This is a genomic window from Streptomyces sp. H27-C3, from assembly GCF_030063415.1.
GTDB lineage: Bacteria > Actinomycetota > Actinomycetes > Streptomycetales > Streptomycetaceae > Streptomyces.
The window spans coordinates 84050-98731 of the sequence record NZ_JASITA010000015.1; the positions used below are offsets into that span (position 1 = coordinate 84050).

16 protein-coding genes are annotated in these 14682 nt (G+C 67.8%); 1 reads left to right on the forward strand and 15 read right to left on the reverse strand.

Annotated features, from left to right (window positions below):
• Window positions 1–777: 777 nt before the first annotated feature.
• The 10 genes from tatC to QMK30_RS17240 all read right to left on the reverse strand — a co-directional run bounded on the left by tatC (window position 778) and on the right by QMK30_RS17240 (window position 9147).
• Complete coding sequence (tatC, locus tag QMK30_RS17195; RefSeq protein ID WP_283518993.1) at window positions 778–1740, reverse strand: twin-arginine translocase subunit TatC; 963 nt, start codon at window positions 1738–1740, stop codon at window positions 778–780.
• 42 nt (window positions 1741–1782) lie between these two features.
• Entirely contained in the window at window positions 1783–2085 is a 303-nt protein-coding gene (tatA, locus tag QMK30_RS17200; RefSeq protein ID WP_283518994.1) for a Sec-independent protein translocase subunit TatA, read from the reverse strand.
• 218 nt (window positions 2086–2303) lie between these two features.
• On the reverse strand, window positions 2304–2501 hold the full coding sequence (locus QMK30_RS17205) for a hypothetical protein (RefSeq protein WP_283518995.1): 198 nt from the start codon (window positions 2499–2501) through the stop codon (window positions 2304–2306).
• A gap of 17 nt (window positions 2502–2518) precedes the next feature.
• Window positions 2519–2773, reverse strand: coding sequence for a hypothetical protein (locus QMK30_RS17210; protein WP_283518996.1), 255 nt, complete (start codon window positions 2771–2773; stop codon window positions 2519–2521).
• Window positions 2774–2816: 43 nt separating this feature from the next.
• The gene (locus tag QMK30_RS17215) at window positions 2817–3773 is read right to left on the reverse strand and encodes a helix-turn-helix transcriptional regulator (protein ID WP_283518997.1); all 957 of its coding nucleotides are present in this window, start codon (window positions 3771–3773) and stop codon (window positions 2817–2819) included.
• Between the two features lie 26 nt (window positions 3774–3799).
• Window positions 3800–4756 carry a helix-turn-helix transcriptional regulator gene (locus QMK30_RS17220; RefSeq protein ID WP_283518998.1) on the reverse strand — a complete coding sequence of 319 codons (957 nt, stop codon included), beginning with the start codon at window positions 4754–4756 and terminating at the stop codon, window positions 3800–3802.
• 111 nt (window positions 4757–4867) lie between these two features.
• The gene (locus QMK30_RS17225) at window positions 4868–5242 is read right to left on the reverse strand and encodes an FKBP-type peptidyl-prolyl cis-trans isomerase (RefSeq protein WP_283518999.1); all 375 of its coding nucleotides are present in this window, start codon (window positions 5240–5242) and stop codon (window positions 4868–4870) included.
• A 96-nt stretch (window positions 5243–5338) separates the two neighbouring features.
• Entirely contained in the window at window positions 5339–6331 is a 993-nt protein-coding gene (locus QMK30_RS17230) for an FKBP-type peptidyl-prolyl cis-trans isomerase (protein WP_283519000.1), read from the reverse strand.
• A 185-nt stretch (window positions 6332–6516) separates the two neighbouring features.
• The gene (gene pafA, locus QMK30_RS17235) at window positions 6517–7878 is read right to left on the reverse strand and encodes a Pup--protein ligase (protein WP_283519001.1); all 1362 of its coding nucleotides are present in this window, start codon (window positions 7876–7878) and stop codon (window positions 6517–6519) included.
• A gap of 9 nt (window positions 7879–7887) precedes the next feature.
• Window positions 7888–9147, reverse strand: a complete 1260-nt coding sequence (locus tag QMK30_RS17240) for an MFS transporter (RefSeq protein WP_283519002.1) — start codon at window positions 9145–9147, stop codon at window positions 7888–7890.
• Between the two features lie 141 nt (window positions 9148–9288).
• On the opposite strand from QMK30_RS17240, the gene QMK30_RS17245 reads away from it, so the two are divergent.
• Window positions 9289–10332 carry a LacI family DNA-binding transcriptional regulator gene (locus tag QMK30_RS17245; protein WP_283519137.1) on the forward strand — a complete coding sequence of 348 codons (1044 nt, stop codon included), beginning with the start codon at window positions 9289–9291 and terminating at the stop codon, window positions 10330–10332.
• A 106-nt stretch (window positions 10333–10438) separates the two neighbouring features.
• Here QMK30_RS17245 and prcA read toward each other — a convergent pair whose 3' ends face one another.
• The 5 genes from prcA to dop all read right to left on the reverse strand — a co-directional run bounded on the left by prcA (window position 10439) and on the right by dop (window position 14511).
• Window positions 10439–11188: a proteasome subunit alpha gene (prcA, locus tag QMK30_RS17250; protein WP_283519003.1), complete on the reverse strand. Its 750-nt coding sequence runs from the start codon at window positions 11186–11188 to the stop codon at window positions 10439–10441.
• A gap of 51 nt (window positions 11189–11239) precedes the next feature.
• The gene (gene prcB / locus QMK30_RS17255; protein WP_283519004.1) at window positions 11240–12085 is read right to left on the reverse strand and encodes a proteasome subunit beta; all 846 of its coding nucleotides are present in this window, start codon (window positions 12083–12085) and stop codon (window positions 11240–11242) included.
• Window positions 12037–12642 (reverse strand): endonuclease VII domain-containing protein, encoded by a 606-nt coding sequence (locus QMK30_RS17260; protein ID WP_283519005.1) that lies wholly within the window; start codon window positions 12640–12642, stop codon window positions 12037–12039. Before QMK30_RS17260 ends, prcB begins: the two co-directional genes overlap by 49 nt.
• A 13-nt stretch (window positions 12643–12655) precedes the next feature.
• On the reverse strand, window positions 12656–12874 hold the full coding sequence (locus QMK30_RS17265; RefSeq protein ID WP_283519006.1) for a ubiquitin-like protein Pup: 219 nt from the start codon (window positions 12872–12874) through the stop codon (window positions 12656–12658).
• A 125-nt stretch (window positions 12875–12999) separates the two neighbouring features.
• Window positions 13000–14511 (reverse strand): depupylase/deamidase Dop, encoded by a 1512-nt coding sequence (gene dop / locus QMK30_RS17270; RefSeq protein WP_349362078.1) that lies wholly within the window; start codon window positions 14509–14511, stop codon window positions 13000–13002.
• Window positions 14512–14682: the final 171 nt, after the last annotated feature.

A 14682-nucleotide genomic window follows, 5' to 3' on the forward strand; every position in this document is an offset into this window, starting at 1 on the left:
TAGTTCGTTAAACCCGGCGGTAGAGATCAAGAGGTCTGCCGGAGGTGACTGCGTCGACCAGGGGCTGGAGTTCGGCGGGTCGGTCCTTATCCATCCAGGCCCGCCACCAGCAGTTGAGGGTGGTGGCGGGGGTGAGCCAGGAGCGGACCGCAAGCAAGGCCCTTTAGCTGCATTAACAGCATTATCTGCCGGACTGTCGGCCGCTATCGCCGGAGTGAGTGTGGCCAGAAGCGCAGTAGCGACAATCGCTGTACCAGAAAGCAGTCTTCGGCTGCCGTACAGTGAACGCATTATTCCCCCATGCCAAATCAGACAGACTTCGGGGGGCTGGCCCGACCCCCCGGGCCTGGAGTTGATAGGGAATTCTCAAGAATCGGCAAGCCACCCCTCGACTGCACGAACATATGGGGCGATCGCCTCAGAATCCGATACTTGATACCGAGCGGCTTGCGAAAGCTCGGCGCAGTATGTGTGATTCGCGTCGACACTGAGGCAGTGCCTGCCCCTATGCGCATCGGCCACGAACCTGACGGAGTCGGGAAGTGTTGGCCACTCAACGGCGACATATAACGGCTGCGCCGGAGGATGGACTGCGGACGCCAAGATTTGGTACAACATCCAGAACGATGGTGCCGGTGACCAGACTTGGTTCTTGGGCGGAACGCCGGCCATCTAAGTTCCCTGTAACTACCGGAAGGCCCACCAGTATCACTGGTGGGCCTTCCTATCAGCTCTTGGGCAGATACGGGCCGTCAAAACTGATCCGCAGGCTGCAGCTCAGGTGACGTCGTCGTACCCGTTCAGCTGCTTGGGCCGCGGTGCGCCGCTCTGCTCGCCCGCCTGCTCGGGCAGCGCGCGCGACGCGGGGACCGTCTCGACTTCGTCGACCGCTTGGGGCGTGAGGTCGAGCTCGGACGCCTCGTCGTCGTCCAGGTCCCGGTCCGGGTTGCGCAGTTTCCGGCGGCGGTCGTTGAGGAGCGAGAAGCCGACCGCGATGAAGTAGAGGACGGCCAAGGGGCCGGCCAGCAGCAGCATTGAGATGGGCTCACCGCCGGGGGTCGCGATGGCGGAGAACGCGGTCAGTCCGACGAGCATTCCGCGCCACCAGCGCAACATGCGTTCACCGGTCAGAACGCCGGTGATGTTGAGCAGGATGAGCAGCAGGGGCAGCTCGAAGGCCAGCCCGAAGACGACCACCATGCGGGTGATCAGATCCAGGTAGTCGTCGAGCGGCAGCAGGTTCTGCGCGTCGTCCGGCGTGAAGCTGAGCATGATCTCGGCGGTCTGCGGCAGGATCGAGTACGCGAGGTAGGCGCCGCCCACAAAGAGCGGAACACCCGCCGCCACGAAGGCCATCGAGTAGCGCTTCTCCGTGCTGTGCAGCCCGGGCGCGACGAACGCCCACAGCTGGTAGAGCCACACGGGAGTCGCCACCAGCACACCGGCCATCAGCGAGACCTTGAGCGCGATGGTGAAGGGCGACAGCAGGCCGTTGGTCGTCATCGACGCACACGGCTTGCCGTTGACCATGGTCGTCGCACCGTTCGTGCAGCCGACCGAGGACAGGATGGGCTCCATCAGGAACCTGAAAATTTCCCGCTGATAGAACGCTGCGACGATCACCGCCACAACGATGGCCAGGACAGACTTCAGCAATCGGTTACGCAGCTCACGCAGGTGCTCGCCCAGCGGCATGCGCCCCTCGGCATCCTTGTCCTGCTTGCGGGCGGACTTGAGCAACCCACGTCCCTTGTCTCGTGTGGCAGCCGTCGGACGGCTACATCAGCTCTTGGTGGTGTGGTTCGGCTCGTTGACCGGACGGGAGCTGGTGACGTCGCCGGGAGCCGCCTGGATCGTACGAGGGACCGCCGCGTCCTGTGGGGGCGTCGTCTTGGACGCGTCGGTGGCCGCGTCGTTGTCGGCCGCAGGCTCGTCGTCCTTCTTCATCGCCTTGGCCTCGCTCTTGAGGATCCGAGCGGACTTGCCGAGCGAGCGCGCCATGTCGGGGAGCTTCTTGGCACCGAAAAGCAACAGAATGACGGCGATGATCAGAATGATCTCGAGAGGCTTCAGGTTGCCGATCATGTGCTACTTCCTTCTCACCGAGGCGGCTGGGAACTGAGCTGCGACGCTGCCGTTCCGGTCGGACAGATGTCCGCCCTTCCTGCTGACAGCGATCGTAACCCGTAGGGGTAAACACAGGGCAATGCCCGCGCGTACTCCTGATTGCGGCCCGCGCCTCACCAAATGGGCCGCCATCTGCAGGGTACGCCGCAGGGACGCTCCGGTGGAGGGCGCATCCCCTACCGCAGCGTCTCGCCCGTGCGGGCCAGATCCTCCGCTGCCCGCTCCAGATTCTCGGCGGCCCGGTTGATCTGCTGCGAGGTGTCGGCGACCTGGGTGCCGAGGCGCTGGACTTCGAGGAAGACCTTGACCGCCAGGACGCCGAGTACGGCGAGACCACAGAAACCAAGAGCGATTGCGAGCATCGGCCAGAGCATACGCAGAGCCTAGACGCTCAGAAGGTGGTGTGGAGGCGCAGCGTCCGTACACCGCCCACGGTGAGGAGCTCCACGATGCGCTCACCGGCCGGCTTGCGCACCGCGGAGCCGCACTCCGGGCAGGTGAAGGAGTAAAAGGTCTTGCGGCTGCTGGCGCCGATGGCCAGCCGCAGCGAGCCCGCCGACAGCTCGAAGTGGGCCCGGCAGTCCGGGCACGCCGCCTTGAAGAGGACCGGGCCCACCGCGGTGGTCGTTCCGGGCATCATCGACATCTCTCCGAATCTCCTGAACCTGCTTACGTCGACCGGTGCGCCCTCACGCCTGCCGGTCGTAGGCGGTGAGCGCCTCACGCGCCGCCTGACGTGCGCTGACGGCCAGATATCCGGGCGCCACGATGTGCCCGTCCCTGCCGAGCCGCAGTGCGAGCCGCCGCAGCGAGGCCGGGTCGGGGGTGCGCAGGGTGATCCGCAGGCCGCCATCGGGCAGTTCCTCGGCGCTGTCGTGCGGGTAGTACTCGGCCACCCAGCGGCCTCCGGGGCCGACCTGCACCACGACCTCCGGGTCGTCCGCAGCGGGCTGCACCAGCCCCTCGGAGAGGTCGCGCAGCTCGATCTCCGGCGGTACGGACGGCTCGTCCAGCAGCCTGATCTCGGCGACCCGGTCGAGGCGGAACGTACGCCGCGCCTCGGACAGTCTGCACCAGGCCTCCATGTACGTGTGGCCCACGGCGAAGAGCCGGATTGGGTCGACCTCACGCTCGGTCAGCTCGTCGCGCGCCGGTGAGTAGTAGCGCAGCCACAGCCGGCGCCGCTCGGAGATCGCGCGGTCGACGTCTGCGAAGACCCCGCCCTCGGACTCGAAGGTCACCGAGAGGCGGGAGCTGGCGCTCGCCTCCTCCCCCGCCGCGGCCTCCAGCTTCGCGGTGGCGCGCAGCAGGGCCTGCCGGTCGCCCTCGCGCAGTCCGGGCAGGGTGGAGACGGCCCGGGCGGCGACGAGCAGCGCGGTGGCTTCGTCGGCGGCGAGCTTCAGCGGCTCGGCGACGTCGTCGGGGTTGTGCCACCAGATGCGGTCGCCGTCGGTGTCGATGTCGAGCAGGTCACCGCCCCGGAAACTGGTGCCGCACATGGGCAGCACATCCAGGTCCGAGATCAGCTCGTCCTCGGTGATCCCGAAGGCTCGGGCGACGTCGGTGACGTGGGCGCCGGGGCGCTCACGCAGATAGGTCACCAGCGAGAGCATCCGGCGGGTCTGGTCGATCGCGTTCGTGGCCATGAAGTACGGGTCCCCCTCAGTCCTTCTCAGTCCTTGGCCACGGCGCGCAGCCGGTCCACGACGTCCGCCCGCAGATCAGCGGGCTCAAGTACGACCACGTCCGGGCCGAATTCGACGAGCCAGGCGTCGAGCCCGTGCCCGTACGGGATGGCCAGCTCGTCCCAGCCGCCGCCCAGGTCGCGCACGGCCGTGGCGCGGGCGCGCAAGGGGTAGCCGGAACCGGAGCGCAGCTTGATCAGGGCCGTGCGGGTCGCCGTCTCCCCCGCCCAGCTCTCGACGGTCTCGCGGACCGTCACCACGTCCGGCACGGGCGCGGTGAACGCTCCGGTGCGGGAGCGGACCTTGCCGGTGATCCGCGAGAGCCGGAAGACGCGCTCGGCACCGCGGTCGCGGTCCCAGCCCGCGAGGTACCAGTGGCCGCGCCAGCACTCCAGCGTCCATGGCTCCACGTGCCGGGTCTCGGGGCGGGCCGCGGTGGCCTTGCGGTAGTCGAAGACGACGGGGCGGCGGTCGCGGCAGGCGAGCATCAGCGGCTCGAAGGCCGCCTCGTGCACGGGGATCCGCGGTTCCAGGGCGCTGTGGTGGACTTCGTACGGGTCGTCCGCCTCCGGCATCCCCGCGGCGCGCAGCTTCTGCAGGGCGCCGCTGGCGGCGCCGGCCAGCCGGGCCTGCTGCCAGACCTTCGCGGCGAGGCCGAGCGCGGCGGCCTCTTCGGCGTCGAGGGTGATGGCGGGCAGCCGGTTGCTGTCGCGGCGGGCGAGGTAGCCCGTGTCGCCGTCGAGGTTCTCGACCGTGTCGATGACCAGACCGAGTTCGCGCAGATCGTCCTTGTCGCGCTCGAACATCCGGTTGAAGGAGTCGTCCGTACTGGCTTCCAGGTAGGCCTCGATGGACCCCCGCAGTTCCCGCTTGCTGAGCGGGCGCCGGGTCCCGAGCAGGCACAGTGCCAGATTCATCAACCGTTCGGCCTTGGCAATCGCCATCGGCACCCTCTCTCTTGCTCTACGACCGTTGACCGTACCGCCCCGGGGTGTCGCGGCAAAAGCCGAGGGCCCACGCCACAAGGCGTGGGCCCTCGTAGTGCTACCGGTTGATCAGGCCGCGACGAGGTCGCAGACGAAGATCAGCGTCTCGCCCGGGGCGATGACGCCGCCGCCGGCGCCGCGGTCGCCGTACGCGAGGTGCGCGGGGATGGTCAGCTTGCGACGGCCGCCGACCTTCATGCCCTGCATGCCCTGGTCCCAGCCGGCGATGACCTGGCCGGCGCCGAGCTGGAACTGGAGCGGGGCGCCGCGGTTCCAGCTGGCGTCGAACTCTTCACCGGTGGAGAAGGCGACACCCACGTAGTGGACCTTGATGGTGGCGCCCGCCTTGGCCTTCGCGCCGTCACCCTCCCAGATTTCCTTGATCTCGAGGTCGGCCGGCGGCTGACCTTCCGGGAAGTCGATCTCGGGCTTGTCGATGCTCACGAAAGTGCTCCTACGAATGAATCTTGTGGACAACCGAGCCAGTCTGCCACGGGCGGGCGGTCGGCACGGGGTCGGACGGGATCAGGGACGACCGGCTCAGACGGTGTCGATGATGTCGACGACGAAGAGCAGGTTGTTCTTGGCCAGCTCGCTCTGCGGGTTCGAGCCGTACGCCTGGGCGGCCGGAATGCTCAGCAGGACACGGTCGCCGATGTGCTTGCCGACCAGGCCCTTGTCCCAGCCCGGGATGACCGCACCGGCACCGATCTGGAAGCCGGTGGCGCCACCGTGGTCCCAGGAGGAGTCGAACTTCTTGCCGTCCTCCCACTTGACGCCGGTGTACTGCGCGACGAGGCCCTGACCCGCCTTGACCTCGGCGCCTGAGCCCTTGATCAGGACCTGGTCCTTGAGGTCCTTGGGGGCCTTCTCACCCTTGGGGATGGTGATCGTCGCAGCCTTCTGCGGGTTGGTCTTCACCGCGGGCAGGCCGGCTTCGGACGCCGCCTGCTCGCCCTTGGCCTCGGCCTTCTTGTCGATCTTCTTGGCAGCGACCACGTCGACGACCCAGACCAGGCCGTCCGTCGGCTTGATCCCGGACTGCGGGTTCAGCTGCTGGCCGATGATCGCGTCGGCGGTGCCCTCGATCTCGACCCGGCTGCCGACCTTCTGGCCGACCAGCGAATCGAGCACCTTGGCGGGCAGCATCTGGCTCGGCGCGCCGATCTCCTGCACGACCTGGGTGCGCGGCGCCTTGGGGTCGGCTCCCGGAGCCTTGGTCCAGCTGCTGCCGAGGGGCTTGGAATCCTTCATCGCCTTGCCGCTGTGATCGACGCGTACGAAGTCGCCCTTCTTCACCTCGGCGCCGTCACCATCACTGACGGTGCTGACAACGAGCTTCTTCGAGGGCTTCGCGTCCTTGGCAATCTCGATCTTGGGCTCGGCGCCGAACTTTCCGGAAACCGTGGCGGCGCTGCTCTTCTTCGCCTCGCCGTCCTCGGAACCTGAGTCAGACCCGCAGGCCGCGGTCAGCAACAGAGCGGGAACTACCAGTACCGCAGCGGCACGGCGGACAGTCTTAGTGGGGTTCATTCAGTCCAACTCGCGAGTAGAGGGGGTCCGGGCACTGCCCGCCACTCTACGACTTCGCCCCAGAAGCACCACGAGTACTCACACGGCTGCGCGCCGGGACATGTACATCCCGGCGCGCAGCCGTGTCAGGTGTTGACCGCTACTGTCCGGTGCTGACCGTGTGCACGGCTCACCACCGGTGCGGCTCACATCCCGGCGATGAGCTTTTCGACACGCTCGTCGACCGACCTGAACGGGTCCTTGCACAACACGGTGCGCTGCGCCTGGTCATTGAGCTTGAGGTGCACCCAGTCGACGGTGAAGTCCCGCCGCTGCTCCTGGGCCCTGCGGATGAAGTCGCCGCGCAGCCGCGCCCTTGTGGTCTGCGGGGGCACCGATTTGCCCTCGAAGATCTTCAGGTCGTTGCAGATACGGGCGGCCTGCCCCCTCTTCTCCAGGAGGTAGTAGAGCCCGCGGCGGCGATGGATGTCGTGGTACGCCAGGTCGATCTGCGCGACCCGCGGATTCGACATCGTCATGTTGTGCTTGGCCCGGTACCGCTCGATGAGCTTGTACTTCATCACCCAGTCGATCTCGGTACCGATCCGGTCGAGGTCCTCGGCCTCGACCGCGTCCAGGGTGCGGCCCCACAGTTCGAGGACCTGAGCGACATTGCCGGTGCGGATGCCCCGCCGGTCGACGAAGTCCACAGCCTTCTCGTAGTACTCGCGCTGTACTTCGAGGGCCGATGCCTCGCGCCCGCTCGCCAGGCGCACCTTGCGCTGGCCGGTGATGTCGTGGCTGACCTCGCGGATGGCCCGGATCGGGTTCTCCAGGGTGAGGTCACGCATCACCGTGCCCGCTTCGATCATGCGCAGCACCAGGTCGGTGGCTCCGACCTTGAGCAGCATGGTCGTCTCGGACATGTTCGAGTCGCCGACGATGACGTGGAGCCTGCGGTAGCGCTCGGCGTCCGCGTGCGGCTCGTCGCGGGTATTGATGATCGGCCGGGAGCGGGTGGTCGCGGAACTGACGCCCTCCCAGATGTGCTCGGCACGCTGGCTGACGCAGAAGACCGCGCCACGTGGCGTCTGGAGTACCTTGCCGGCACCGCAGATCATCTGCCGTGTGACAAGGAACGGGATGAGGATGTCCGCGAGCCGGGAGAACTCTCCGTGGCGGGCCACCAGATAGTTCTCGTGGCAGCCGTAGGAGTTCCCCGCAGAGTCGGTGTTGTTCTTGAAGAGATAGACGTCGCCCGCGATTCCCTCCTCGTGCAGGCGGCGTTCGGCGTCGACAAGCAGGCCTTCGAGAATGCGCTCGCCTGCCTTGTCGTGCGTAACCAGCTCGGTCAGGTTGTCGCACTCAGGAGTTGCGTATTCCGGATGCGATCCCACGTCGAGATAGAGGCGGGCGCCGTTCCGCAGGAAGACGTTGCTACTGCGGCCCCATGACACAACACGGCGGAAGAGGTAGCGCGCCACTTCGTCGGGAGACAGTCGGCGCTGTCCCCTGAACGTGCATGTGACGCCGTACTCGTTCTCCAGCCCGAAAATGCGGCGGTCCATGACTGAACATTACGCCTTATGGCCTGTCCTGAAACCGGGTTCGGCCGCACGGATTCGATCATTTCCGGAAGGGATTACCACCGGGTCGGCGGCAACGGGAGGAGTGAGAACCCGTTGGGTGGTCAGCAGCACCACCAGCGCCGCGACTCCGGCGGCCGACGCGACGGCGAAACTCGCGGCGGTGCCTCCGTGCTCCACGGCCGGTCCCGCCGCGCCCGTACCGACCGCCGCGCCTACGCCAAAGGTGGTCACCAGCCAGGAGAACGCCTCGGTGACAGTGCCGCGCGGGGAGTGCCGGTCGACGACGATGAACGCGCAGGCGAGTGCGGGCGCCAGGAAGACACCGGCGACGCCGGCGAGCACGGTCATCGCGGCAACGCCCGGAGTGAGCATCAGCGGCAGATAGCCGAGCGCGAGCAGCGCCACGATGACCCGCAGCCGCCGCTCGGGGGCGCCGGCCCACTGGCGGGCGCCGTACAACAGGCCTCCGAACAGGGCGCCGAGGCCGAGCGCGGCCATCAGCAGGCCGTACACCGACTCCCGGCCGTGGTCGTCGGCGTACGCGACTCCGGCGACCGTGATCGAGCCCAGCGCGAGGCCGACGAAGAAGAAGGCGCCGAGCAGGGCGAGCAGACCGGGTGAGCGCAGCGCGCCGAGCCAGTGGGCCTCACGGGGTGCGGAGCGCCACGCGCGCGAGGGCTTCGACAGGACGACCGAGAGCGCGCCGAGGACGCCTATCGCGTTGATCACGAGCAGCGCGGCGGCGGGCGACCGGAGCGACACGAGCAGGGTGACAAGCAGCGGCCCGACGGTGAACATGACCTCCTGCGCCACGGCGTCCATGGCGTACGCCCGGTGCACCCGGTCCTCGCGGCCCAGTACGTCCGTCCAGAGTGCCCGCAGACCCCCTTCGAGGGGCGGGGTGAAGAGGCCGGCCACGATCACGGCGGCGTACGCGAGGAGCAGCGGGTCGATGCCGGCGAGCGTGAGCAGGACCATGCCCAGGGCCGAGAGGACGGCGGAGGGGAGCTGAACGCGGGGCTGTCCGTACAGGTCGACGGCGCGGCCGAGCAGCGGCTGACCGACCGCGTTGGAGAGTCCGTAGATCGCAGCCAGAGCGCCTGCCAGGGAGTAACTGCCGCCCTCGGCACGGACGAAGAGCACGATCGCGATCGGCGCGGTGGCGTTCGGCAGGCGCCCCACCAGCGTCCCGGCCAGCAGGCGGGCGGCGTACCGGGTTCTGAGCAGCTCCGCGTATCCCGCAGCCATGTCCGCCCCTCTCCTCCGGCGGGCGCCGAAGTTTTACGTATAACTTCCAGGGTCATACGTACCATGGGCCGAGTCCGCGGGTCCACCCCGCGACAGCGAAACCGTTGACGCGCGGAGGCACGAGTGACCAGCCCGGACGACATCCACGGCGCCGCCACGCCTCGCCGGGCGAGGCCCGAATCGGCCGCCGAAGCCCCCCCGACCAGCAGGGACGTTGGACGGGCCGCCGGAGTGTCACAAGCCACCGTGTCCCTGGTCCTCGGCGACAAGTGGCGCGGACGGGTCTCGGAGCGCACCGCGGAACTGGTTCGCGAGGCGGCGCGGGAACTGGGCTACCGGCCCAACCTGGCCGCCCGCAATCTGCGGCTCGGCCGCACCAGGACCGCCCTGCTCGTCGTCCCCGCCCTCACCAACGAATTCTTCGCCCGGGTCTACACGGGCGCCGCCCGCACCGCCGCCGAGCACGACTTCGGCGTGGTGCTCTACCCCTCCCCCGACGGCACAGGCCCCGCCAGGGACCCCTTCGCCTCGGCACGGGCCGCACTGGACGGCGTCATCGCCTCGTCCATGGCAGCCGGGGCGCTCGGCGCGATCCGGGGCGCCGCACTGCCCTTGGTCATGCTCGACAGCGACCCGGCGGACCCCGGCGCCGCCGCCCATGTGAACCTCGACATCGCCGACGGGATGCGCCAAGTGACGGAGCATTTGCTCGCGCTGGGCCACCGCAGGTTCGTCCACCTCGCGTCGGCCGTGGACTCCTGGACCTTCGAGGTGCGGGCCCGGGCGATCGGGGAGGCACTGCGCGGAGTCCCGGACGTCGTTCTGCGTACGGTGCCGACGGCGCTGGACGTGCACAGCGGCCGGCAGGCCGCCCAGACTGCGCTCACCGGGCCCGGCCCACGGCCCACGGCGCTCGTCTGCGACGACGACATCATCGCGGCCGGCGCCTGCAAGGCGGTGCGGCGCCTCGGTCTGCGGGTGCCCGAGGACGTCTCGGTCTCCGGCTTCGACGACCTGGCCCTGGCCACCGCTGTGGAGCCCGAACTCACCACCGTACGACTGCCGGCCGAGCGGGTCGGAGAACGCGGCATGGCAGCGCTGCTGGCCGTCCTGGACGGCCGCACACCCGAAGGGGGCGACCTCCCGGTGGAACTCGTCACCCGCGGCTCCACAGCCCGCGCCTGAGGTCCCCCGCCCAGCGGTCCGGAGACCAGACGCGACCCGCGCGCGACCGGTCCCCGGACCGCTGGGCGGGCCGGGGACCAGACAAAGCGCCCGGAGAGCGGCCGGGCTACTCCTCCTCGGTGTCCGAAGGCACCTCGGTCGGCTCGGCCGCGTTGCCGTCCGCCTCAAGGAGGCGGGTCAGCTGGCGGCCGACGATGCGCTTGAACTTGCGCTTCTGCGGCCTCGTACGGTCCAGGACCGCGACCTCGAGGCGCTCGGCGGGAATCTCCCGCTCACTGCCGTTGGTGTCCCGCGAGAGGGCCTGCACGGCGAGCTTGAGTGCCTCCGCGAGCGTCATTCCGTCGCGGTGACGCTGATCGAGGAAGGTACTGATCTGCTCCGCGTTGCCACCGACCGCGACCGAGCCGTGTTCGTCCACGATCGAACCGTCGTGCGGCAGGCGATAGATCTGGTCACCGTCGGCCTCGGCACCGACCTCGGCGACGACCAGCTCCACCTCGTACGGCTTCTCCGCGTTGCTGGAGAAGATCGTGCCCAGCGTCTGCGCGTAGACGTTGGCGAGGCCACGGGCCGTCACATCGTCGCGGTCGTAGGTGTATCCACGCAGATCGGCGTACCGGACACCGCCGATGCGCAGGTTCTCGTACTCGTTGTACTTGCCGGCGGCCGCGAAGCCGATCCGGTCATAGATCTCGCTGAACTTGTGCAGAGCACGGGACGGGTTCTCGCCGACGAACACGATGCCGTCGGCGAACTGCAGCACAACAAGGCTGCGACCACGGGCGATGCCCTTCCGGGCGTATTCCGCCCGGTCGGCCATGGCCTGCTGGGGTGAGACATAGAACGGCGTCGACACCGGCTATCCGTCCCTTTCTGTCAGTGGCAAAAGCATCGGAGAGGCACAGACTCAGAGCAGCGCGGCGCGCGGTCCGTCGGGCTGTTCCATACGCCGCTCCAGAATCGCCCGGGCCACCTCCGAGGACTCCGCCTCGGTGAGCCTGCGGAAACCGTCCTCGGTGATGATGGTGACGATCGGATAGATCCGTCGGGCCACGTCGGGACCGCCGGTCGCCGAGTCGTCGTCGGCGGCGTCGTAGAGCGCCTGGATGACCAGGGTGGTGGTCTGCTGCTCCGTCAGATCCTCGCGGAAGAGCTTCTTCATCGACCCACGGGCGAAGACCGAGCCCGAGCCGGTGGCCGCGTACCCGTTCTCCTCGGAACGGCCGCCCGTGACGTCGTACGAGAAGATCCGTCCCTTCTCGCGGTCGACGTCGTACCCCGCGAAGAGCGGGACCACGGCCAGTCCCTGCATCGCCATGCCCAGGTTGCTGCGGATCATCGTGGAGAGCCGGTTGGCCTTGCCCTCCAGGGAGAGCGTGGCGCCCTCGACCTTCTCGAAGTGCTCCAGCTCCAGTTGGAAGAGCTTGACCATCTCGACGGCGAGCCCGGCGGTGCCCGCGATGCCCACCGCGGAGTACTCGTCGGCAGGGAAGACCTTCTCGATGTCGCGCTGCGCGATCATGTTGCCCATGGTGGCCCTGCGGTCACCGGCGAGCACCACACCGCCGGGGAACGTCGCGGCGACGATGGTCGTGCCGTGCGGCGCCTCGATGACCCCCTTGACGGGCGGCAGGGTGCGCCGGCCCGGGAGCATCTCGGGCGAGTGATCGCCCAGGAAGTCCATGAACGACGACGAGCCCGGCGTCAGGAAGGCAGCTGGTAGACGCCCGGTGCTACGAGTGTTGGCTTCCACGCGTTTCCCTCCAGGTATGCGATGGCCCGACGCAAGGTATCGGGGTCGTCCCCCAACTTGCCGATGGCCGAATTGCAGTTGAAGCAAAGTACGCCTCGGACCCTACCCGTCTCGTGACAGTGATCTACATGAACTGCTGGGGCAGCCAGGCAGATCGAACAGGCCCCCATCTGGGATGAGATCAGGTCATCCCGTTCGGCCTCCGTCATCCCGTATTGGCGCCTCAGATGATCGGCTCTCCCCAGAGCAGCCCGACATACCTTGCACCGCGTCGACGGTCCTTCCGAGGCCGTGGTACTGCGATGCCACTCGCTATGCGGCTTGATCTCGCCACAGCCGCGGCATTCCTTATGGCCCGCCGGGGCATCCCTCTTCTCCCGCACGACCTTGCCGTTAGCTGCCTGACGACGCCGGTAGTGCTCGGCGCCGTACTCGGCAACGCATTGGCGACATCGCACCTGAAGGCCGTCACGCCGGTTCCTGTCAGCGGCGAAAGCCGTTAGCGGCAGTGTTCGCTGGCAGCCTGTACACGGTTTCGAGTGGGCCGATTCCGCCATGCCCGTTTCGCCCTCACTCGCCACCTTTTTGCACAAATGAGCGTACGAAATCCTCCGCATTTTCCTCAAGTACGTCGTCGATTTCGTCCAGCACCGAGTCGACATCGTCGCTCAGCTTTTCCTGCCGCTCCTTGAGGTCCTCGGAACCCTGCGCGTCCTGCGCGGTCTCCTCGACCTCCTCGGTGGAACGCGTCGCCTTCTGCTGTCCGCCGTCGTTGTCCTTGGCCGCCATCTCTACCTCACCCCGCTCGCTCGGTTCGATGTCCTTGATCAGACCCTACAAGTGGGGTCCGACATTCGCGCCGTACTTCCACAACGCGCGGTCACCACCTCAATGATTCCCACCCGCTGCCCCTTTCAGCCGCCCGAGAGCACCCGGACCAGATCCTCGGCCGTACGGCACCGGTCAAGGAGCTCCTTGACGTGATTGCGTGTACCACGCAACGGTTCCAGGGTGGGTACCCGCTGGAGCGAGTCCCTGCCCGGCAGGTCGAAGATGACCGAGTCCCAGGAGGCCGCCGCGACGTCGTCCGCGTACTGCTCCAGGCAGCGTCCGCGGAAGTAGGCACGGGTGTCCTCAGGAGGCTTCGTCTCGGCCCGTTCGACCGCGCCCTCGCCCAGCAGCCGCTGCATCTTGCCCCGGGCCACCAGCCGGTTGTAGAGGCCCTTCTCGGGGCGTACGTCGGCGTACTGGAGGTCCACCAGATGGAGTCTGGCCGCGTCCCAGTCCAGGCTGTCGCGGCGGCGGTAGCCCTCGAGGAGCTCCCGCTTGGCAATCCAGTCCAGCTCTCCCGACAGGCTCATCGGGTCGTTCTCCAGCCGGTTCAGCACGTCCTCCCAACGGATCAGGACGTCCTTGGTCTGCTCGTCCGCGTCGACGCCGTACCGCTCCTCGGTGTACTTGCGCGCCAGCTCGAAGTACTCCATCTGAAGCTGCACGGCGGTGAGGGTACGGCCGCTGCGGAGCGTGATCAGCTGCTTCAGCGTCGGGTCGTGCGAGACCTGGTGCAAAGTGCGCACCGGCTGCTCGATCGCGAGGTCCACATTGATGAAGCCGTCCTCGATCATCGAAAGCACCAGGGCCGTCATGCCCAGCTTCAGGTACGTCGAGATCTCGGAGAGGTTGGCGTCGCCGATGATCACGTGCAGCCTGCGGTACTTCTCGGCGTCGGAGTGCGGCTCGTCGCGCGTATTGATGATGGGTCGCTTGAGGGTGGTTTCGAGACCGACCTCGACCTCGAAATAGTCGGCGCGCTGGCTGATCTGGAAGCCGTGCTCGTGGCCGTCCTGGCCGATGCCGACCCGGCCGGCGCCGGTGACGACCTGCCGGGACACGAAGAACGGCGTCAGGTGGCGCACGATGTCCGAGAAGGGAGTCTCCCGCTTCATCAGATAGTTCTCGTGGGTGCCGTACGAGGCGCCCTTGTTGTCGGTGTTGTTTTTGTACAGGTGGATCGGCTGGGCCCCGGGAAGCTGCGCCGCGCGCTCCGCGGCCTCCGCCATGATGCGCTCGCCGGCCTTGTCCCAGAGGACCGCGTCCAGCGGGTTGGTGACTTCCGGTGAGCTGAACTCGGGGTGCGCGTGATCGACGTACAACCGCGCGCCGTTGGTGAGGATGACATTGGCCAGACCGATGTCCTCGTCGGTGAGCTGGCTGGAGTCGGCGGACTCGCGTGCGAGGTCGAAGCCCCGTGCGTCCCGCAGCGGGTTCTCCTCCTCGAAGTCCCAGCGGGCGCGTCGCGCCCGGTGCATCGCCGCCGCGTAGGCGTTGACGATCTGGGACGAGGTGAGCATGGCATTGGCGTTGGGGTGGCCGGGGACAGAGATGCCGTACTCCGTCTCAATGCCCATTACTCGCCGTACGGTCATGCGGCCCTCCTTGCCCGGCGTCGCCCCCGGACGGAGGCGACGCTCAAGTACCGCTGGTTGTCCGGTGCGTGTGCGGTGCCCGTCCCCGCACTGCGCGACCCGGCGGTACCGGAGAGCCTAGAACGCCCATGCGCTGGTGGGGAGATCAATTCCGTCATTGCTTGCCGTGGT